16 protein-coding genes are annotated in these 19,343 nt (G+C 71.5%); 12 read left to right on the forward strand and 4 right to left on the reverse strand.

Translation table 11 applies throughout. The annotated features are described in order from the left end of the window. Nucleotides 1-57: 57 nt before the first annotated feature. The 4 genes from DT073_RS06225 to DT073_RS06240 all read left to right on the forward strand — a co-directional run bounded on the left by DT073_RS06225 (nucleotide 58) and on the right by DT073_RS06240 (nucleotide 8,633). Complete coding sequence (locus DT073_RS06225) at nucleotides 58-1,644, forward strand: S1C family serine protease (RefSeq protein WP_164478155.1); 1,587 nt, start codon at nucleotides 58-60, stop codon at nucleotides 1,642-1,644. Between the two features lie 58 nt (nucleotides 1,645-1,702). Then, the gene (locus tag DT073_RS06230) at nucleotides 1,703-4,579 is read left to right on the forward strand and encodes an AfsR/SARP family transcriptional regulator (RefSeq protein WP_124292605.1); all 2,877 of its coding nucleotides are present in this window, start codon (nucleotides 1,703-1,705) and stop codon (nucleotides 4,577-4,579) included. Then, nucleotides 4,576-7,398, forward strand: coding sequence for an AfsR/SARP family transcriptional regulator (locus DT073_RS06235; RefSeq protein ID WP_164478156.1), 2,823 nt, complete (start codon nucleotides 4,576-4,578; stop codon nucleotides 7,396-7,398). The genes DT073_RS06230 and DT073_RS06235 overlap by 4 nt, the downstream gene beginning before the upstream one ends. 173 nt (nucleotides 7,399-7,571) lie before the next feature. Further along, a complete protein-coding gene (locus DT073_RS06240) occupies nucleotides 7,572-8,633 on the forward strand; it encodes an ATP-dependent DNA ligase (RefSeq protein WP_124292607.1) in 1,062 nt (353 codons plus the stop codon). A gap of 44 nt (nucleotides 8,634-8,677) precedes the next feature. On the opposite strand, the gene DT073_RS06245 is transcribed toward DT073_RS06240, so the two are convergent. Then, nucleotides 8,678-9,865, reverse strand: a complete 1,188-nt coding sequence (locus tag DT073_RS06245; protein WP_124292608.1) for an AI-2E family transporter — start codon at nucleotides 9,863-9,865, stop codon at nucleotides 8,678-8,680. A 134-nt stretch (nucleotides 9,866-9,999) separates the two neighbouring features. Here DT073_RS06245 and DT073_RS06250 point away from each other — a divergent pair, with 134 nt between their 5' ends. Continuing rightward, the gene (locus DT073_RS06250; RefSeq protein WP_124292609.1) at nucleotides 10,000-11,304 is read left to right on the forward strand and encodes an acyl-CoA dehydrogenase family protein; all 1,305 of its coding nucleotides are present in this window, start codon (nucleotides 10,000-10,002) and stop codon (nucleotides 11,302-11,304) included. 3 nt (nucleotides 11,305-11,307) lie between these two features. Here the strand turns inward: DT073_RS06250 and DT073_RS06255 are convergent, their stop codons facing one another. Next, nucleotides 11,308-11,982, reverse strand: coding sequence for a TetR/AcrR family transcriptional regulator (locus DT073_RS06255; protein ID WP_124292610.1), 675 nt, complete (start codon nucleotides 11,980-11,982; stop codon nucleotides 11,308-11,310). Nucleotides 11,983-12,086: 104 nt separating this feature from the next. Between DT073_RS06255 and DT073_RS06260 the strand changes: the two genes are divergently transcribed. Further along, complete coding sequence (locus tag DT073_RS06260) at nucleotides 12,087-12,824, forward strand: NAD(P)/FAD-dependent oxidoreductase (RefSeq protein WP_164478157.1); 738 nt, start codon at nucleotides 12,087-12,089, stop codon at nucleotides 12,822-12,824. A gap of 50 nt (nucleotides 12,825-12,874) precedes the next feature. Here DT073_RS06260 and DT073_RS06265 read toward each other — a convergent pair whose 3' ends face one another. Next, nucleotides 12,875-13,375: a small multidrug efflux protein gene (locus tag DT073_RS06265; protein WP_124294383.1), complete on the reverse strand. Its 501-nt coding sequence runs from the start codon at nucleotides 13,373-13,375 to the stop codon at nucleotides 12,875-12,877. A 149-nt stretch (nucleotides 13,376-13,524) separates the two neighbouring features. Between DT073_RS06265 and DT073_RS06270 the strand changes: the two genes are divergently transcribed. Both DT073_RS06270 and DT073_RS06275 read left to right on the forward strand, forming a co-directional pair. Further along, nucleotides 13,525-14,760 carry a sensor histidine kinase gene (locus DT073_RS06270; protein WP_124292612.1) on the forward strand — a complete coding sequence of 412 codons (1,236 nt, stop codon included), beginning with the start codon at nucleotides 13,525-13,527 and terminating at the stop codon, nucleotides 14,758-14,760. After that, nucleotides 14,757-15,359 (forward strand): response regulator transcription factor, encoded by a 603-nt coding sequence (locus DT073_RS06275; protein ID WP_124292613.1) that lies wholly within the window; start codon nucleotides 14,757-14,759, stop codon nucleotides 15,357-15,359. Before DT073_RS06270 ends, DT073_RS06275 begins: the two co-directional genes overlap by 4 nt. Before the next feature lie 12 nt (nucleotides 15,360-15,371). Here DT073_RS06275 and DT073_RS06280 read toward each other — a convergent pair whose 3' ends face one another. Further along, entirely contained in the window at nucleotides 15,372-15,863 is a 492-nt protein-coding gene (locus tag DT073_RS06280; RefSeq protein WP_124292614.1) for a hypothetical protein, read from the reverse strand. Between the two features lie 295 nt (nucleotides 15,864-16,158). Between DT073_RS06280 and sucC the strand changes: the two genes are divergently transcribed. From sucC to DT073_RS06300, 4 genes are all read left to right on the forward strand, one after another. Continuing rightward, nucleotides 16,159-17,322: an ADP-forming succinate--CoA ligase subunit beta gene (gene sucC / locus DT073_RS06285; RefSeq protein WP_124292615.1), complete on the forward strand. Its 1,164-nt coding sequence runs from the start codon at nucleotides 16,159-16,161 to the stop codon at nucleotides 17,320-17,322. A gap of 28 nt (nucleotides 17,323-17,350) precedes the next feature. After that, nucleotides 17,351-18,253, forward strand: coding sequence for a succinate--CoA ligase subunit alpha (sucD, locus tag DT073_RS06290; RefSeq protein WP_124292616.1), 903 nt, complete (start codon nucleotides 17,351-17,353; stop codon nucleotides 18,251-18,253). Nucleotides 18,254-18,258: 5 nt separating this feature from the next. Then, nucleotides 18,259-18,708 (forward strand): nitroreductase family deazaflavin-dependent oxidoreductase, encoded by a 450-nt coding sequence (locus DT073_RS06295; protein ID WP_124292617.1) that lies wholly within the window; start codon nucleotides 18,259-18,261, stop codon nucleotides 18,706-18,708. Nucleotides 18,709-18,778: 70 nt separating this feature from the next. Further along, entirely contained in the window at nucleotides 18,779-19,315 is a 537-nt protein-coding gene (locus DT073_RS06300; RefSeq protein ID WP_124292618.1) for a hypothetical protein, read from the forward strand. The last annotated feature ends 28 nt before the right edge of the window (nucleotides 19,316-19,343 follow it).

Raw genomic sequence — 19,343 nt, forward strand, 5'->3', positions numbered from 1 at the left:
ATTGCACGCCCGAAACGGCTCGCTCCGGCATCCGATCCCGTCCGTAGCTTCGGCGACATGAACACCACCGCACCTTCTCGTCGCACTCGCTCACGGCTTCTGCCGGCCGGTGCGGCCATGCTCACGACGACCGCTCTGGCCCTCACCGGGTGCATGAGCTTCGTCACTCCCGAAGCCGCCCAGCCTGCGGGCGTCGGCTTCGACGACATCCAGACCGCGACCATCCAGATCGAGGCCGTCGGTACCTTCGTCTCGCCCGAGATGGGCGGCTACGAGGCCGCCGGCCGCGGTTCGGGCTTCCTCATCAGCGAAGACGGCCTCGCCGTGACCAACAACCACGTGGTCGTCGGCGCCGGCACGCTGAAGGTCTGGCGCGGCGGCGACACGAGCGAGACGCTGAACGCCAAGGTGCTCGGGTCGTCGGAGTGTCTCGACCTCGCGGTCATCCAGCTGCAGGAGGACGAATACCCGCACTTCACCTGGCGTGAGGGCGAGATCACCACCGCGACCGACGTCTACGCCGCCGGCTTCCCGCTCGGCGATCCCGAGTTCACCATGACCCGCGGCATCGTGTCGAAGGCCGACACCGCCGTCGACACTCCCTGGGCCTCACTCGACCACGTGATCGAGCACGACGCCCGCATCCGCGGCGGCAACTCCGGCGGGCCCCTCATCGACAGTGAAGGGCGCCTGGTCGGCGTGAACTACGCCGGCAACGACCAGTACGACCAGAACCTCGCCATCCACCGCGACGAGGTGCAGAAGGTCATCGAGCAGCTGAGCGAGGGCGAGAGCGTGCTGAGCCTCGGTATCAACGGCACCGCCCTCATGACCGAGGAGGGCGAGGGGCTCGGCATCTGGGTCAACTCCGTCGCCTCGGGGTCGGCGGCCGATACCGCCGGCGTCGCGCCCGGCGACCTCCTCACAAAGATGGAGGGCGTCTCGGTGGGCGTCGACGGCACCATGGCCGACTACTGCGACGTGCTGCGCACACACGGCCATGACGCCACGCTGTCGGTGGAGCTGTACCGCCCTGCCGAGGGCGTCTACTACACCGGGCAGTTCAACGGCGAGCCCGTTGAAGCGGTCTCGGTGGCCACGCAGGCCGGCGCCGGCTCGGGCGGCGGGGGAACCGGCGGGTCCGGCGGTTCGGGAGCCGTCTCGGCCGAGGAGTACGTCTCGATCGTGGATGACACGGGAAGCGTCACGGTCGATGTGCCGGCCGCCTGGGGCGACCTCGACACCTCGGTCTACACCGACCCGCGCGGCGGGCAGTGGGCGCGCATCGATGCCAGCACGGATGTCGCGGCGTTCGCATCGGGCTGGTCGGTGCCGGGTGTCTCGGTGGTCGCGGCTCCCGCGGATACGGCGACGATCCAGCCCGAGGAGTGGCTGGGCATGACCGCCGACTACCTGGAGCAGTCGGGGTGCTCGCAGGGCGCCATCGACGAGTACACCGACGACCTCCACACCGGGGTCTTCCAGTACTGGACCGGATGCGGCGAATCCGCAGCCGACTATCTGATGCTCGCCGCCTACTCCAACGACGGACAGTACGTCATCGTGCTCGCGGTCACCGCCCTGACGGAGAACGACCTCTACGCGATCGATCACGCCCTGGGTAGCTTCGCCGCTGCCTTCTGAAATCGTGGGGCCCCGACCGCCGGGTCGGGGCCCCACCGCACGACAGGATTGCACCACAATGGCAACGGAATCATCACTGACGGCCCCCGCTCCGGTCACCGGCGCGGGGACGACGCGCTTCGCCGAGGGGGGAGTGAGCGTGACGGTGGACGTGCGCTTACTGGGCCTGGTCGAGGTGCGCGTGGACGACGGGGTCGTCGCGCTGCGGGGCGACATCCCCAAAGCCCTCGTTTCGCGGCTGGCACTCAGCGCGGGTGACATCGTCTCGGCGGAGGAGCTGATCGCGGATGTCTGGCCGCAGCCTCCCGCGAACGTCCTCTCGACCCTGCGGGCCCACCTCTCGCGACTGCGGGCCGCAGGCCTTGGTGCGCACCTCGTCGGGGCACGCGGGGGATACTCCCTCGATGTGCCCGCCGACCGGGTCGACCTTCTGCGGCTGCGGGCCGAGCTCGCCGCAGCCACCCGCCTCCCGGCGTCGGAGGAACGTCTGGCCGCCCTCGGTGAGATCGCCGCGCGCGCGGCGCGCGACCCGCTCCCGGGACTCGACGCCATCCCGTTCGTCGCCGCCGTGCGCGCCCGTCACCTCGCCGATCGGCGCGTGCTCGAAGAAGACCTCGGCGAGCAGGCCCTCGACCTCGGCGACACCGCCCTGGCGACCTCGGTGCTCGCCGGGACGGCGCAGCGACACCCGTTCGACGAGCGGCCCGTACGCCTCCTCGCCACGGCGCTCTCGCGCTCCGCGCGCATCCCCGACGCCCTCACCGCGATCGACGCGTTCACCACGCGCCTGCAGGACGAGAGAGGCGTGGATCCGTCGGCCCGGCTGCAGGCGCTTCGGGCATCGATCGTGCGGGTGGATCCCGAGGTCGTCACGCACCGCACCGGTGCGGCCGTGCGACGGGTGGGCGTCGGCATCCCGCTCACCCGCTTCGTCGGACGCGCCGACGATCTCGCACGCCTCCGGGAGCGCCGCCGCGACCGCCGCCTCATCACGATCGTCGGCCCCGCCGGGGTCGGGAAGACCCGCACCGCCGTCGAACTCGCCCGTGAGGCCACAACCGCCCTCGACGACGAGCAGTACATGGTCGACCTCGCCGACTTCCGTCAGCCTGACGAGGTGGTCGCGGCGATCGCGGCGGTCGTGAGGGCGCGGGAGCTGACGATGGATGCCATCGTCCGACGTCTCCGCTCCGGCCGCATCCTGCTGCTCCTCGACAACGCCGACCACGTGCTCGGCGCGCTCGCCGTCGCGGTCGACCGGCTGCTGCAGGGCACGGAAGGGGTGCGTATCGTCGTGACCAGCCGCGAGCCGCTGCGACTGTCGGGCGAGGAGGTCGTGGTGCTCCGCCCTCTCGTCGGTGACGCCCACGCCGACGCCTGGCGGCTCTTCGCCGAGCGTGCCGCCGACGCGCGCGGCGGTTACGGTTTCGATGACGGCGAGCTCGACGAAGCGCGCGCCCTCTGCGCGGAACTCGAGGGCATCCCCCTCGCGCTCGAACTCGCCGCGGCGCGGCTCGATGTGCTCGACGCCGCGCAGGTGCGTGAGGGGATCGGCGCGCACGCCTCGCCCCGAGGGCGACACGACAGCGTCCGCACCGCGATCGACTGGACGTTCGGGCAGCTGAGCGAGCCGCAGCGCGAACTGCTGCAAGAGACCTCGAGATTCGCCGGTGCCTTCACCGTCGGGGCGGTCTCCGGAGCATCCGGCCGGCCCTGGGCCGACACCGTCACCCTCCTCGATGAGCTTGTCGGCAAGTCCCTCCTCGCCGTCGAGCGCGGCAGCACCGGTCGGCGTCGATTCCGCATGCTGGAGTCGACCCGCGAGTACCTCACCGAGCGTGAGGACCCGGCACGGGCGGCGATGTGGCGGCTGCGGTACCGGTGGTGGTTCGCCGACCTCACGACCACGCTGGGCCCGACGCTGCGCACGTTCGAGGCCCGCGACAGCATGGCGGTGCTCGACGACTTCCGCGCCGACCTCACCGAGGCGTTCGAGACGGCGGTGCTGGCCGGCGATCGCGACGCCGCCGTTCGGCTGGCGGCTGGACAGGCGCAGTACTGGTTCCTCCGCGGCCTGATGGTCGAGGGCCGCAGCCGCCTGGAGCGGGCCCTCGAGCTGCCGGGCGATGCCACCTCGCTCGACGGGATCGCGTGGCTGGAGCTGGCGAATCTCGCCTACCAGACCGGCGACGCCGCGGCGGGCTTCGGCGCCATCGCGCGGGCGCGGGGCGAGGGGGAACGGCTCGCCGATCCGTCGGTGACCGCGGTGGCGCTGGCACGCGAGGCGTACGGCCGGGCGATCTTCGGTCAGGCCGACCTGGGCGAGAATCTCCTCGCGCAGGCGCAGCACCTCACCGGCGAGGCTCAGGCCTGGGCGCGGGCCGAGGTGCACATGTCCGAGGGCCAGATCCGGCGGGCGCAGGGGAGGACGGATGACGCGCTGCAGGCGCTCCGCTCCTCGTACCGGATCGCGGCGTCGATCGGCTACACGTGGATGATCACGACCTCGAAGTACGTCACGGCGAAGACCCTCGTCGACGCGCGCCGGCCGAAGGAGGCCATCGACGTCGCGGTGGGGGCGGTGGAGGAGGCACGCGCGAACGAGGACGCCGCCGGTGCGTTGGCGGTGGTGTTCGTCATCGCGGGGGCGTGCGCCTTCGTCGAGCGCCACGAGATCGGGGTGCGGCTGCTCGGTGCCGTCGAGGAGATCGGGCGGCAGTACGACTACAGCACCGCCGCCGTCGAGGGAGAGGATGCCGCGCGTCTGCGCGCGTCGCTCAGCGTCGGGATGACCCCGACCGAGTTCGCGCATCAGTACGAGCAGGGCCGGCGATGCGGTTGGCCCGACGTGCGCGAGATGCTCGCGCGCCTTCCGCGTCGGGAGTTCTCGATGGCTGCGGACCCGTCACGCGCCGACACGGACGCGTCGCCGTGACCGCCGTGCGGATCCACCTGTTCGGGGGGCTTCGGGTGACCGGCGAGGGGGCACCACCGCCGGTGCGCGGTGCGATCCCCGAGGCTATCCTCTGCCGTCTCGCCCTCGACCCGGAGCGGTTGTTCACGACCGGCGAGCTCGTCGATGCGCTCTGGCCCGCGGCGTCCGACAGCGTCGTGTCGAGCCTGCGCGCCCACCTGTCCCGGTTGCGGACGCGGGGATGGGGCGAGCTGCTGCCCGGCGGGCGCGGAGGATACCGCCTGGCGGTCGCCCCCGAGGCGGTCGACGTGATCCGGTATCGGCGGCTGCTCGGGGCCGACGGCACCCGGTCGGATGACCCCTCGGCGCGCGCGGCGGCGCTCGCCGAGGCCGAGGCGCTCTGGACCGGGACGCCGCTTGCGCGCGTGATCGAGTTTCCGTTCGCGCCGCCGGTGATCGCCGAGCTCGGGATGCTGCGGCGCGCCGCCGCTGCCGAGCGCGCCGATCTGGAGACGGCCGCTTCGCGGCCGGCGGCGGCCCTCGCCGCGCTCGCGCCCTGGGCGGACGACCTCGAGGACGACGAGGTGGGTGTGCGGCTCGCCGGGGCGCTCGCCGAGGCAGGGCGCATCGCCGACGCGCTCGCCGAGGTGGACCGCCGTGTCGCGCATCGGCGCCGTGCCGGGGCGACGGTGCCGGAGGCATGGGCGCGACTGCGCGATCGCATCGCCCGTGGGGAGGACGGGCGCGCGGGCGTCCCTGGTACGGGCGGTGGCGCAGGCGGCGTCGCGACGGGTCAGTCCGCTGCAGGGGCCGCGGCCGGCCCGGGTGCCGACGCATCGGGCGGTCCCTCGCGGCGGCCTCGCGATCTGATCGGGCGCGCGGCCGAACTCGATCGCATCGCCGACGCGCGGGCGCAGTCGCGGCTCGTGACCCTGACCGGGCCGGCCGGAGTCGGCAAGACACGCCTTGCCGCCGAGGTCGCGCGCCGCGGGTCGGGCACCGACGACGACGCGCAGTGGTTCGTCGACCTCACCGTCATCCGCTCTCCCGACCGCCTGATGGGGGCGGTCGCCGAGACCCTCGGCTGCGCGAGCGAGATCGACGGGATCGCGGCGGCGCTCGGCGGTCGGCGGACGCTCGTCGTGTTCGACAACGCCGAGCACGTCCTCGGCGCGACGGCCGCGCTCGCTGCCGCGCTGCTCGAGCGCTGCGCAGGGCTCGGCGTGCTCGTGACGAGCCGTGAAGCGATGCGGATGGCGGGGGAGCGGGTCGTGACCGTCGAACCGCTCCTCGGCGGGGCGCTGGATGACGCGGTCGAACTCTTCCTCCAGCGTGCGGGAGAGAGCAGCGGGATGACGGGATGGACCGCCGATGACCGCGATGCCGTGCGACGCCTGTGCGTCGCGCTCGACGGGCTCCCGCTGGCGATCGAGCTCGCCGCCGCGCGACTGGACGTGCTGAGCCTCGAAGAAGTCGCCGGTTCGTTGGAGGCTCTCGGGCCGCAGGGGAGCGGCGCGGGCCGGCACGATTCGCTCGACGCCGCGATCGACTGGAGCGTCGGCATGATCTCCGATGACGAGCGAAGCACCCTCGGTCAGCTGGCGCGCTTCTCCGGACCGTTCGGGCTCGATGCCGTGGCCGGCATCTGCCGAGTCGAAGGGGCCGATCCCCGCGAGTCCACCATCGCCCTCGTTCGTCGCTCGCTCGTCGTCCCCGCCGGGTCGGGCGGAGGGGAGCGCCGGTTCCGGCTGCTCGACACCGTCCGCCGCTACGCCCGGTCGCACCTGCAGACCGAGAGTGACATCGAGTGGGACGTGCGGCACGGGCGCTGGATGGCCGACTACGCCGGTCGGACGGCGCCGCTCCTGCGCTCGGCGTCGGCGTCGAAGGCGCGAGCGTCGTTGCGTGGCTATGCGGCTGATCTGCAGGATGCCACGGCCCGTGCCATCCGCTCGGGGGATCGCGCCCTGGCGGTCGAGCTCGTCGGGTCGCTGGCGTGGTTCTGGTACGAGCGCGGGCAGGCGGACGAGGCGCTCAACCTCATCGATCAGGCGCTCGCCGTACCCGGACCGCGCCTCTCAGGACCCGAGGCGCGCGCGCTGTATGCCGCGACCTTCATGCAGGCTGTGGGAGGAGACCCGCTCGGGACCGTGCACGCACTCCGGCGCTTCGCCGAGGCCGCCGATGCCGCCGCCGACCCGGCGCACGCGATGATCGCGCACACCCTGCTCGGCTCGCTCGCTGCCGTCGAGGGCAACATCGACACGCGGCAGGCCGAGCTCGCGATCGCCGAGCGATGGCGCGCCGAGGTCGGAGAAGGCGACCGGTGGGCGATCGCGGACCACCTCTATATCCGGGGTGATGCGCTGCGGATCGCCGGACACCCGGCGCAGGCGCTCGACAGCCTCGAGGAGGGCTACCGCCTGGCCGCCGAGATCGGTCACACGTGGACGCTTGCGGCGTCGTGCTACATCACGGGCAAGGTGCTGACCGAGGTCGGACGGCCGCGTGATGCGGTGGGGATCCTCCGCACCGGTGCCGGCCACTCCCTCGCCCGTGAAGACCGGATCAGCGCGCTCGCCGCGGTCAACGCGATCGCGGTGGCGCTGGGGGAGCTCGGGGCGTTCGAAGATGCCGGGGAGCTCTTCGGCCTGGTCGACGCGCTCGGGCCGCGCTTCGGGTTCCACCCCGTGGCGTCGGACGGGTCGTACGCCGAGCCGTTCCGCGCGCGTGCCGCCGCTGCACTCGGCGCGGCGTGGGATGCGGCGCGCGCCCGCGGCGCCGCGCGCGACGTCGCGTGGGCGCTCGAGCGCGCAGCCGCGGTCGCCGCTCGCGTCTGACGCGCTCGTGCGGCGGATCGCCGGGTGGCGCGTTTCGCGGCCCACCACCCGACCCGGCACCGGACGTCGTCTGTGCCGGTATCGAGGGACGTGAGGTCGCGCGATGAGCGCCCGAACGCAAGGGAGTGTGCGGCGGGATGGCGCGACACCGGCGCGCACGCGAGACTGAGGCGATGGACCTTCCCGTCATGCCCCCGGTCGCGCCGATGCTCGCCAAATCGGTCGCGGCGATCCCCGACCTCGGGCATGTCGAGCCGAAATGGGACGGGTTCCGCACGATCGTGTTCCGCGATGGCGACGAGGTCGAACTCGGAAGCCGCAACGAACGGCCGATGACGCGGTACTTCCCCGAGCTCGTCGAGGCCCTGCGCGCTCAGCTCCCCGAGCGCTGCGTCGTCGACGGAGAGATCGTCGTCGCCACCGACGGCGGCCTGGATTTCGAGGCGCTGCAGCAGCGCATCCACCCCGCGGCGAGCCGGGTGAACCTGCTCGCCGCCCAGACGCCGGCGTCGTTCATCGCCTTCGACCTGCTCGCGCTCGGCGACGACGACCTCACCGGCCGTCCGTTCGCCGAGCGTCGCGCCCTTCTGGTCGAGGCGCTCTCGGGCGTCGAGCCGCCGATCTACGTCACGCCCGCGACCGGCGATCCCGCCGTCGCGCAGGAGTGGTTCGAGACCTTCGAAGGCGCGGGCTTGGATGGCGTGATCGCCAAACCCCTCGACGGTCCGTATCAGCCCAACAAGCGCACGATGTTCAAGATCAAGCACGAGCGCACCGCCGACTGCGTGGTCGCGGGATTCCGCTGGCACAAGTCGGGGCCGATCGTCGGCTCACTCCTCCTGGGCCTTTACGGCGACGACGGCACCCTGCACCACGTCGGGGTGACGGCATCCTTCCCGATGGCTCGAAGGAAGACCCTGCTCGACGATCTCGCGCCCTACCGCGACGTCGACCTCTCCGCCCACCCCTGGGGCGGCTGGGCCGAGCACGCCGGTGACGGCGGCCGGCTCGCGGGCGCGGGCAGCCGGTGGAACGCCGGCAAGGACCTCTCCTTCGAGCCGCTGCGCCCCGAGCTCGTGGTCGAGGTCGCGTACGACCACATGGAGGGCGAGCGTTTTCGCCACATCCCGTCGTTCCGACGCTGGCGCCCCGACCGCGACCCGCGCTCGTGCACCTTCGCGCAACTGGAGGTGCCGGCGAGCTTCACGCTGTCCGACATCCTGCCCGGACTTTGAGCCCAGGGGGCGCCTGAACTGCTCGCGCGCTGCGGACTCCCGCGCTATACCGCGGGTTCGACCGCTTTCTTCTGCGCCCAGCGGGCGGGCTCGTTCGGGCCGTTCCACACCTTGACGATCCCCCAGACCACCGCGGTGATCGGCACGGCGAGCACTGCACCGAGGATCCCGCCGAGTACGGTGCCGACGGTCAGGGCGATGAGGATGACGAAGGCGTGGAGCTTCAGCGTCCGCCCCATGAGAACGGGCTGGAGGAAGTTGCCCTCGAGCTGGTTCACCAGCACGACCACACCCACGACGAAGAGGGCGTTGACCCAGTCGTTCGCGACGAGGGCGACGAGTGCTGCGAGGATGCCGGCGACGGTCGCCCCGACGATCGGGATGAACGCCAGAAGGAACACCAGCACCGCCAGCGGCAGCGCGAGCGGCACCTGCAGGATGACCAGACCGATGCCGATGCCGACGGCATCGACGAACGCGACCGCGGCGGTGCCGCGCACGTACGACCCGAGTGTCACGACGGTCTTGTCGCCGATGCGGCGGGCGCGCGCCTCGTCCGCCCCGCGGAAGGGGCGCAGCAGGAACTCCCAGAGCCACGGGCCGTCCTTCAGGAAGAAGAAGAGGACGACGATCATGAGGATCAGGCCGGTGACGAAGTTGGCCAGCACGCTGACGCCGGCGAGGGCCCCGGAGCCGAACTGTGCGCTGGTGACGAAGTCGATGACCTGATCGCGCCACTGCTCGAGCTGGGCCTCGTCGGGAGCGAAAGGGAGGGTGTTGATCCAGCTCAGCAACTCGCGGAACCCCGCCTCGGCCTGAGAGTAGAGGTCGTCCCACTGGTTGCGCACCGCCCAGACGATGAGCCATCCGGCGAGCCCCAGCACGATCACGACGGCGAGCATGGTGATGAGCGTCGCGACGACCGACGGTACGCCTCGGCGGCGCAGCCACGACATCAGCGGCGCGAAAGCGCAGGCGAAGATCAGGGCGATGATGACGGGGATCCACACCACCGTCACCTGCTGAAGGCCGAGGACGGCGAGCGTGGCGATGCCGATGACGATCGCGATCTGGAGCGACCGGGTCGCGAGTTTGCCGAATCCATCGGCCCAGAGCCCGAGGGCGACGGGTGCCTTTGCGGCCTTGGCCGCGGCCGACCCGGCGTCACCGGCGGAGCCGAGTGCACCGGTGTCGAAAGCGTGGCGGCGCGGGGCGCGACGGAAGAGTCCCATGGCTGAACCATACGGCCGTGTCGACGCGCCGGTCAGGTGGTTGCGCGGCACGTCGCAGGGGGATACGAGCTCCCCGAGCCGACGGCGCTTCCGGGTCGTGACATCGAGTGTCACGCCGTGCGAGACTGGATGTCATGACGTCTGTGCCCGCCCCCACCGCGACCGACAGCACCGACAGCGCCGAGACCTCGCACGGCGCCGGTTCCGCCGCCGCCGGCGCCCTCCCGGGCGACCGCGCGGGCGCCTACCGCGTGACCGATCCGCTCGACACCGACTACTACGGCGTCTTCGCCGACATCGGCGGCGCCGAGCGTGACGCCTGGTCGCGCGCCCGGGTACTGATCTCGGAGTACGGCGATCGGTCGGCGGCGCAGTGGGATGCCGGCGAGTACGACATCTCGATCGTGCGTCGGATGGGCGAGCTCGACCTCTTCGTCGACGGCATCGAGCACGAGGGCCTGACCGCCCTGTCGCCTCTGGCTGCGGGGCTTGTCAACATGGAGATCTCGCGCGGCGACGGATCGCTCGGCACCGTCCTCGCGGTGCAGGGCGGCCTGGCGCTGCGCACCCTGGCGCTGTTCGGCAGCGACGCGCAGAAGGCGCAGTACCTGCAGCCGATCGCCCGCGGTGAGATCCTCGGTTCGTTCGCTCTGACCGAGCCCGACCACGGCTCCGACTCGGTCTCGCTCGAGACCCGCGCGACGCGCGCCGATGACGGCGGCTGGATCATCGACGGCGCGAAGAAGTGGATCGGCAACGGCGCCTCGGGCGGGGTCACCTTCGTCTGGGCCCGCGTCGAATCGCCCGGGGCCGACGACCACGGCAAGGTGCGATGCTTCCTCGTGCCGCAGGAGACCGAGGGCTACCACGGCGAGCCCATCACCGGGAAGGCGTCGCTGCGGGGCATCCATCAGGCTCACATCACCCTGCGCGGCGTCCAGCTCCCCGCCGACGCGGTGCTTCCAGGCAGCCACAGCTTCAAGGACGCCTCGACGGTGCTCTACGCCACCCGGTCGGGAGTCGCCTGGTCGGCTCTCGGGCACGCGACCGCCTGCTACGAGGCGGCGCTGCAGTATTCCCAGCAGCGCGAGCAGTTCGGCAAGCGCCTCGCGGGGTTCCAGATGGTGCAGGAGCGTCTCACCCAGATGCTCTCCGAGCTCACCGCGATGCAGCTGTACTGCCGTCACCTCGCCGACCTGGAGGCATCCGGGGGTCTGCGACCCACGCAGGCGTCGCTGGCGAAGTATCACAACACGCGCACCGCCCGCCGGATCGCCGCCACGGCGCGCGACCTCCTCGGCGGCAACGGAATCCTCCTGGAGTACGGCGTGATGCAGCACATGGCCGACATCGAGGCCATCCACACCTATGAGGGCACCGAGTCGATCCAGGCGCTTCTCCTCGGCCGCGACATCACGGGTGTGAGCGCGTTCGCCTGAGCGCTACTCCGACAAAGCGTCGCGCAGGCGCCGCGCCACCTCGGCGCTGGGGGTCCGGCGCGGGAACACCGCGACCACGAGGTCGTCGGGCGCCGGGTCGGATGCCTCGGGCAGCACCCCGAAGCGGCGCCGCGCATCGTCGAGCGCCCGCGTGAGCACCGATACCGGCACGCGCTTCGGCCCGCGGATCAGCCGCCGCAGCACGTGGTTGTGCACCGCGGTGACGAGAGCCGAGAATCCGACCGCGTCGAGCGGGTCGAGGCCCGGCAGGGCCTGGCGGAGGTACTCGTCGAAGAGGCGCTCGTAGCGGAAGACCGTGACGATCTCGCGGTCGCGCAGCGCCGGGATCTGGCGTACCACCGCGTAGCGACGTCGGGCCAGGTCGGGATCGGCGGCGAAGTGCTGATACACCTGCACGGATGCCTCGCACACGGCCGCCCACGGATCATCGTGCGGCTGTGCGAGGAAGGTCCGGAGTTCTTCGAGCAGGCCCTCGTGGTCGGCGAACACCACGTCTTCCTTGCCGCCGTACTGGCGGAAGAACGTCGAGCGCGACATCCCCGCCGCGCGCGCGATCTGATCGACCGACGTCTGCTCGAACCCCTGCGTGTGGAACAACTCGACCGCGGCCGCCACGACACCGGTGCGGCCGACGAACGCAGGATCGGCGTCGCTCACGGTCCGAGCTTAGCGGCGGGGTCGCCGGGGAACACGGCGGGTGTGGTGTGCGCACGTTTGTCAAGGCCATGGTCCGGTTGGGTTCATGGTCCTTCACTGTGTTCATGTCCCTTTTCGCCGCCGCCGTCAACACCACGGGCCAAGCGCTTCCGCGCGGTGAGCACTACGACGTCGTGGTGGTCGGGGCCTCGCTCACCGGGCTCGTCGCGACCCTCATGCTCACGCAGTCCGGTCGCCGGGTCGCGCTCGTCGAAGCGGGGGTGATCAGCCCGGCTCGCCCTGGCGGGAGCCGAGATGCGAATGAGGAGACCGCGCTCGCCGCGGCGCTCGTCGCCGCCGGTGCCGCTCTGCACACCCGCACGCTCGTTCATGCCGTCACGTCGGCGAACCCGTGCCGGCTCGACACCGAACACGGTCCGCTCTTCGCCGATCAGGTGATCCTCGCCACCGGCGCTCGCGACGCCGAGTCGGTCTACCGTCCCGGCCCGACCCCGTCGCGCTGGCGCGCGGCGTCGTACCTGCTGCCGGCGCCGACAGCAGCGATGCCGGGGACGGATGACGCGCCACGCCGCCCGGCCGATGTCATCGGACCCGCGCCGATGGTGGGCAAGCTGCCGCGTGCGCTCGGTCGCATCCGATTCGTCACCTCCTGCCACGGGCGGGGCCGGACGCGCGCGGCACCCGCGGCGCTCGAGGTGGTCGCCGACATCCTCCAGCTCGCCCGTGTCGACCGACCGGGGTGGAAGGTGACACTCCAGAAGGCGCAGGCGGCGCAGCATGCGCAGGTCGTCAAGACCGCCCGGAAACCCGACACCCCGCCCGCGACCTCGTCGGTCGCGTGACGGCGACGACGTTCTCGCGTGGCGGGGCGTCAGGGTCGGAGAGCCCCCACTCAGCCGACGAACGTGATCACACCCGTGATGATGAGCGTGATGAGGGTGGTCCACAAGGCGATCGCGACCGCCTGCCAGAACAGCACCCGGCCCGGGGCGACGCCGGTGGACACCAGCGCCGCGGCGGTGAACTGCGTCGGAACCAGCAGCGGGCCGAGCAGGCTCACCCCGGGAGTGCCGTAGCGCTCGTAGGCGCGCATGACCTTCTGACGGCGCGGCGAGAGTTCCGGTTCCTCCCGTCCTCCGCGCGTGGTCACCGCGGTGCGGACCCGGGCGCCGGCGAAGACGATCACGGCGACGCAGAGCAGGTTTCCGGCGAAGCCGGCGACGCCGGCGACGACGGGATGGATGCCGCCGATGATGCCGATCGCAGAGGCGCCCTCGCCCTCGATGAACGGCACGGCACCCGCGAGGGCGACGATGAGGGGGCGGAGCAGCTCGGGCATCTGGGCGACCAGGTTCTGGAAGCCGAGGATGAGGTCGGCGATGGGGTTCACGATGTCTCCCTGTGGATCGGACGGGCCGTCTGTCGGACGGTGATTCCATCCCACGGGATCGGGGCGTTCTGCGGCAGTGTCGGAGCGTCACCTGCCGCCGGGAGGATGCTGCGGGCGAGGTGTGACAAAAGTCATGGTCGTACTGTGGCAGTGTGACCGACGTCTCCCGAACCGCCTCGGCGTTCGCGCCGCTGCCGGCCGCGCGCGCCTTGGCGCGCGGGGTGACGGCGACCTGGTGGTACACCGCCGGGTCGGTGATGATCTTCCAGGCCGTGACGCTCTTCTTCTGGCTCGTGCCGACGCTCACCGGCGGCGAGGCCCTCGAAGTTGCGGTGTACCTCGCCGCCGCGGCGGTGTCGCTCGCCTCGAGCGTGCCACTGCTCGCGCGGTACGGCCGGCGGCGACGGGAGGATTCCGACGACGAGGAGCGATTCTCTTCCACGGTGCTCTGGTCGCTCGTGGTCGCCGCCGGTGCCGCAGCGGTGGTCGGGGTGATCGCATCGTCGGTGCTCGAAGCCGCGGCGCTCGTCGCGCTGGCGGTGCTGCTGCTGCGCTGGCAGCCCGGTGTGCGTCTGCGTCTGGTGACGGGCGTCACCGTCGTGCTCGTCGCGATCTGGATCATCGAGCCGGTCGCGACGGGTCGGACGCTCACCGGCGAGGTCGTTTTCGTCTACAACCTGTTCTCGGTGCTGCTGCCGCCCACCGCCGTGCTGTGCCTGTGGTGGTGGGACATCGTCCTCGCCCTCGACGAGGCCCGCGCCGCCGAGGGCCGGCTGGCCGCGGCACAGGAACGGCTGCGGCTGGCGGGCGACCTGCACGACCTGCAGGGGCACCACCTGCAGGTGATCGCCCTCCAGCTCGAGCTCGCCGAGCGGATGCTGCCGCGCGACCCTCTCGCCGCCGTGGAGCAGGTGCGGCTCGCCCGCGCGTCGGTCGATGAGGCGCGCAACGGCACGCGAGCCCTCGCCGCGCGGTTCCGCGGCGTTCCGCTGTCGGACGAACTCGCCAACGCCGCCGACCTGCTGCGGGCGGCGGGCCTGAGCGTCACGCTCGACGTCGACCCCCGCGCTGACGCGGCGCCCGCCGACATCCTCGGTCCGGTCGTGCGCGAGAGCACGACGAACATCCTCAAGCACGGCGGCGGCGCGTGGGTGCGGTTGAGCCTCGCGCGCGAGGCGGGAGGGGGCGGCGAGGTGTGGCGGTTCGGCGTCAGCAACGACCTGCCCGCCCCGCCGACACCCGCGCCCGCGACGCCCGCCGGATCGGGGCTCGCGGGTATCGCCGAGCGGGTGGGCTCGGTCGGGGGAGCAGCGCACTGGGAAGCCGCGCACGAACGCTTCGCACTCGAGGTCACGGTGCCCGCGGCATCCGTCGGAGGTGTCGCATGATCCGGATCCTCATCGCCGACGACGAAGACATGATCCGCTCGGCCCTCGCGGCACTGCTGCGACTCGAGGACGATTTCGAGGTCGTCGCCGAGTGCCGCGACGGGGAGGAGGCCGTGGCCGAGGCGGTGCGGCTTCGGCCCACCGTGTGCCTGCTCGACCTGGAGATGCCCGGCCTCGACGGCGTCGACGCCGCCGCGCGCATCCGCCGGCAGGCGGGGTCGCGCTGCGTGGTGGTGACGCGCCACGCGCGGCCCGGGGTGCTGCGCCGGGCCTTGAGCGCCGGGGTCGACGGGTTCCTGCCGAAGTCGCGCCGGGCGCAGGATGTCGCCGCGGTGATCCGCGACGTCGCCGCCGGGCGGCGCTACGTCGACCCCGAGATCGCCGCGGACGCGCTGACCGACGAGCGGAGCCCGTTGACCGATCGTGAACTCGACGTGCTGCGCGCGGGGTCGCGCGGCGAGACGATCGCCGAGATCGCGGCGACGCTGCACCTCTCGCCCGGCACGGTGCGCAACCACGTCTCTGCCGTGCTCGGAAAACTCGGCCTCGCGACCCGGCAGCAGGCGGCGATCCTCGCGCGCGAGCGTGGCTGGATCTGAGGGCGGTCGTGCTCAGTAGCGCTCGAGCGGATCGTGATCGGACATCGCGAAGCAGGCGCTGAAGCCCGAGATCATGAGCTGGGTGTTGTCTTCGAGAGCGGCGATCCCCAGAGTCAGGCCGTCCTCCCGAAACAGGTCGAGGGCGGCAGCACCGCCGCCGAGTGCGCTGGTCCGCTGCGTCCAGCCCGGTCTGTCCGCCCACTCGGCGGCGATGTCGTCGATCAGCGACGCCGTGTCGGTGTCGGGGGAGATGACGACGGCACTCGCTCCCGGCCAGGTGTAGGTCTTCCCGTCGTCGCAGAGGAGCAGCGAGGCGGTCTGGGGTGAGTCGAGGTCGTCGATCACGACGTCGTCGGGAATCGCTGCGCGCAGCTCCGACTGCGCATCCATGTAGTCGGCCTTGGCGTGCTCGAGGGTCAGCGGCCCATCAGCGGGAGACGGGGTGCACGCGGCGAGTGTCACGAGCAGGAGGCCGGCCGCCGTGGCGGCGATCCCTCGCCTCATCCTCACCACCCCCGTTGATGACGATGGTGGATCCGCGCGACGCCCCTCCTCATGCCGACAACGCTACGCCGAGTGCGGGGCGGTCGAGGGAAGGTGCCGCACCTGGGCGAGGGCGAGAGCGGCGCCGCGACGGCGGGCGTACGCCCTCGGGAGGGAGGGCGCGAGGGGCTCGGCGTCGAGACAACCGGGATGAGGCGGTCCGTCGCCGGTAGTAGGGTAGGGGACTGGTCGATATCTCGACATCGAGATTTTCTTGACCCACACATCCCACCGTTCGCCCAGCGAAGGACTCTCTGTGGATCTCTACGAGTACCAGGCCCGCGATCTGTTCGAGAAGTACGAGGTGCCGGTTCTCGCCGGCATCGTCGCCGACACCCCCGAGGAGGCGAAGGCCGCCGCCGAGAAGCTCGGAGGCGTGGTCGTCGTCAAGGCGCAGGTCAAGACCGGAGGCCGCGGCAAGGCCGGCGGCGTCAAGGTCGCCAAGACCCCCGACGAGGCCTACGAGGCCGCGAAGGCCATCCTCGGCCTCGACATCAAGGGCCACGTCGTCAAGCGCGTGATGATCGCCGCCGGCGCCCGCATCGCCCAGGAGTTCTACTTCTCCGTGCTGCTCGACCGCGCCAACCGCTCGTACCTCTCGCTCTGCAGTGTCGAGGGCGGCATGGAGATCGAGCAGCTGGCCGTGGAGAAGCCCGAGGCGCTCGCCCGCGTCGAGGTCGATCCGCTGACCGGCATCGACCACGCCAAGGCCGTCGAGATCGCCCGCGCCGCGAACTTCCCCGACGACCTCGTCGATCAGGTCGCGAACGTCTTCGTCAAGCTCTACGACGTCTACAAGGGCGAGGACGCCACACTCGTCGAGGTCAACCCGCTCGTCCTCACCGAGGAGGGCGACGTCATCGCCCTCGACGGCAAGGTCACGCTCGACGAGAACGCCGAGTTCCGTCACCCCGGCCACGCGCGTCTGGAAGACAAGGACGCCGCCGACCCGCTTGAGGCCAAGGCCAAGGAGAACGACCTCAACTACGTCAAGCTCGACGGCGAGGTCGGTGTCATCGGCAACGGCGCGGGCTTGGTCATGTCGACCCTCGACGTCGTCGCCTACGCCGGTGAGAACCACGGCGGCGTGAAGCCGGCGAACTTCCTCGACATCGGCGGCGGCGCCTCGGCGGAGGTCATGGCCGCGGGCCTGGACGTCATCCTCGGTGACCCCCAGGTCAAGAGCGTGTTCGTGAACGTCTTCGGCGGCATCACCGCCTGCGACGCGGTCGCCAAGGGCATCGTCGGCGCTCTCGCCGAGCTCGGCTCCACCGCCACCAAGCCCCTGGTCGTCCGCATCGACGGCAACCGCGTCGAGGAGGGCCGCCGCATCCTCCAAGAGGCGAACCACCCCCTGGTGACGCTCGCCTCGACCATGGACGAGGGCGCCGACAAGGCCGCCGAACTCGCGAACGCCTGACCCGCAGCATCCGGATAAGGAACAAGAAATGTCGATCTTCCTCACCAAGGACTCCAAGGTCATCGTCCAGGGCATCACCGGCGGCGAAGGCACCAAGCACACCGCACTCATGCTGAAGGCGGGCACCAACGTCGTGGGTGGCGTGAACGCCCGCAAGGCAGGCTCCACTGTTCTGCATAAGGACAAGGACGGCGCCGACGTCGAGCTTCCCGTCTTCGGGTCGGTGGCCGAGGCCATCGAGAAGACCGGTGCCGACGTCTCGATCGCGTTCGTCCCCGCCGCGTTCACCAAGGCCGCCATGATCGAGGCGATCGACGCCGAGATCCCGCTTCTGGTCGTCATCACCGAGGGCGTGCCCGTGGGCGACTCGGCGGAGGCCTGGGCCTACGCCACCTCGAAGGGCAACAAGACCCGCATCATCGGGCCGAACTGCCCCGGGATCATCACCCCCGATGAGGCTCTGGTCGGCATCACCCCGGCCAACATCACCGGCAAAGGCCCGATCGGCCTGGTGTCGAAGTCGGGCACCCTGACCTACCAGATGATGTTCGAACTGCGTGACATCGGCTTCTCCACCGCCATCGGCATCGGCGGCGACCCGATCATCGGCACGACGCACATCGATGCGCTGGCCGCGTTCGAGGCCGACCCCGAGACGAAGGCGATCGTCATGATCGGTGAGATCGGCGGTGACGCCGAGGAGCGCGCGGCCGACTTCATCAAGGCGAACGTCACCAAGCCCGTCGTCGGCTACGTCGCCGGCTTCACCGCGCCCGAGGGCAAGACCATGGGTCATGCCGGCGCGATCGTGTCGGGCTCGGCCGGAACGGCCCAGGCGAAGAAGGAGGCGCTCGAGGCCGCGGGCGTCAAGGTCGGGAAGACCCCGTCTGAGACTGCGGCCCTCATGCGCGAGATCATCGAGGGGCTCTGAGTCCGGTGCCGCTGAAGGGCGAGTACAAGCCCAGCACGTCGCAGTGGGCCCGTGAGCAGGCCGAGCAGTACGAGGCCTCGGGCGGAACCGAAGCCAATCTCCTGCGCGGCGTGCCGATCATCGTGCTGACCACGGTCGGCGCGAAGAGCGGGGGCCTGCGCAAGACGGCGCTCATGCGCGTCGAGCACGAGGGGCGCTACGCGGTCGTCGCGTCGAAGGGCGGCGCCCCCGACGAGCCCGCGTGGGCGGCGAACATGCGCGCGCACGCGCACGTGGAACTGCAGGATGGGGCGGTCAAGCGCGACTACCTGGCGCGCGAGCTGTCGGGCGACGAGTACAGCGAGTGGTGGAACCGCTCGGCCGAGGTGTGGCCGGACTACAACGAGTACCAGAAGAAGACCGACCGCAAGATCGCGCTCTTCGTCCTCGAGCCGTTCGACCCGCCCTCGGAGTAATCCCCGAGAATCCCCGGAGGATGCCGCGCCGCGCCGTGGTCGCGCCGGATCGCCGGTCTACGATCGGGCCGTGAGGTCGGAGATCGCCCTGGTGCTGGCGTGCGTCGGCGCGCTCGGCGCCGCGGCGGGGATCGGTCTCGCAGCCGCGGTCGCCATTCCGCCGAGCCTGGCGAACCTCGGAGCCACGGTGTACGAGACGCCGACCGAGGTCACGATCGCCGACGCCTCGGTGAGTCTCACCGCGCCGGCGGGCTGGGTCGTCCGCCGCCCGCCCTTCGACGACGACGAGCTGAGCCTCACCAGCCCCGACGGGCGACTCGAGATCGCGGTCACCGAGCTGAACGGGGGCTTCGACACCGCGTACGCCGACCTCGTCCGCGGAGGCGACGCGGAGGGCGCCGAGGCCGTGACCGAGACCCTGTCGTCGGGCTCGCGCGCCCGGCACACCGAGGTTCTCGACGAAGACGGCGGCGTCGTCCTGGCGGCCGTCGGAGATGAGCGCGGTCCGGTCAGCGCGGGGATCGTCGCGCGGGTCACCGACGCGAGCATCGGCGACTACCGCTATGCGATCGCCGAGGTGCTCGACACCGTTCGGGTGCCGTCGTGAAAGGGCGCCCGAGGCGGCGTCCGGCGTC

This window comes from Microbacterium sp. ABRD28, assembly GCF_003850245.1.
Taxonomy (GTDB): Bacteria; Actinomycetota; Actinomycetes; order Actinomycetales; family Microbacteriaceae; genus Microbacterium.

What these genes read in the sequence shown, in the direction of transcription:
- DT073_RS06225 (WP_164478155.1), top strand. Translation starts at nt 58, where the DNA reads ATGAACACCACCGCACCTTCTCGTCGCACTCGCTCACGGCTTCTGCCG.
- DT073_RS06230 (WP_124292605.1), top strand. Translation starts at nt 1,703, where the DNA reads ATGGCAACGGAATCATCACTGACGGCCCCCGCTCCGGTCACCGGCGCG.
- DT073_RS06240 (WP_124292607.1), top strand. Translation starts at nt 7,572, where the DNA reads ATGGACCTTCCCGTCATGCCCCCGGTCGCGCCGATGCTCGCCAAATCG.
- DT073_RS06245 (WP_124292608.1), bottom strand. Translation starts at nt 9,865, where the DNA reads ATGGGACTCTTCCGTCGCGCCCCGCGCCGCCACGCTTTCGACACCGGT.
- DT073_RS06250 (WP_124292609.1), top strand. Translation starts at nt 10,000, where the DNA reads ATGACGTCTGTGCCCGCCCCCACCGCGACCGACAGCACCGACAGCGCC.
- DT073_RS06260 (WP_164478157.1), top strand. Translation starts at nt 12,087, where the DNA reads ATGTCCCTTTTCGCCGCCGCCGTCAACACCACGGGCCAAGCGCTTCCG.
- DT073_RS06275 (WP_124292613.1), top strand. Translation starts at nt 14,757, where the DNA reads ATGATCCGGATCCTCATCGCCGACGACGAAGACATGATCCGCTCGGCC.
- DT073_RS06280 (WP_124292614.1), bottom strand. Translation starts at nt 15,863, where the DNA reads ATGAGGCGAGGGATCGCCGCCACGGCGGCCGGCCTCCTGCTCGTGACA.
- sucD (WP_124292616.1), top strand. Translation starts at nt 17,351, where the DNA reads ATGTCGATCTTCCTCACCAAGGACTCCAAGGTCATCGTCCAGGGCATC.